This window comes from Parendozoicomonas sp. 209JJ7-1 (assembly GCF_058147085.1).
The window spans coordinates 1-611 of record NZ_JBYVJU010000128.1 but is presented as its reverse complement, the minus strand read 5'-3'; the positions used below and the strand labels follow the sequence as shown (position 1 = coordinate 611).

Here is a 611-nt window from a genome sequence, read left to right as displayed (position 1 = left end):
GGCGTTAAGCGCAGATAACCATGAATATCGAGTTACTAATAGAAAACGCAACCGATGGAATAGATGAAATCTATTTCCAGCTTCCTGTTGCTGACAGAGAAGACCCTATTTATCGTGAACGAGTTTATTGTTATGAACTTTACCATCAACTTAGGCTTAATTGGCCAGAAGACACCCCATATGTCTTAGGGGGTGAAATTGATAAATCAGGACACCCCCTTATCAGGAACAATGATCTTGATAGAGTAAAGCCTGATTTATTGATTCACTGCCCTGGGGATATGAACTACAACCTTGCAATTATCGAAGTTAAGCCCATAACTGGAGCAAGGAATGGTATTGCGAAAGATTTAGCTACACTGACGGCTTTTAAGCGTCACACAAATTATCAACATGCGATCTACTTAGTATATGGCTATGGTTCCATAGATGACTTTATGGAAACATGCCTTGAGCTTCAGTTCTCGGATAGAGAAAACAAGATAGATCTCACAAGCATTGTATTTTTGTGGCACAAAGCTCCAAATCAATCTGCTGAGCACATCAACATCCAAGCGCTTAACAAGTAAATCCAGGTGACGCCTACGGCGCACCTGATTTAGGCGTTAGGC

At 41.2% G+C, this 611-nt stretch carries 1 protein-coding gene; it reads left to right on the top strand.

Annotation, left to right across the window (positions count from 1 at the left end):
- The first annotated feature begins 20 nt into the window (after positions 1-20).
- Positions 21-569: a hypothetical protein gene (locus tag ACY2RQ_RS19705; RefSeq protein ID WP_490114720.1), complete on the top strand. Its 549-nt coding sequence runs from the start codon at positions 21-23 to the stop codon at positions 567-569.
- Positions 570-611: the final 42 nt, after the last annotated feature.

What these genes read in the sequence shown, in the direction of transcription:
- ACY2RQ_RS19705 (WP_490114720.1), top strand. Translation starts at nt 21, where the DNA reads ATGAATATCGAGTTACTAATAGAAAACGCAACCGATGGAATAGATGAA.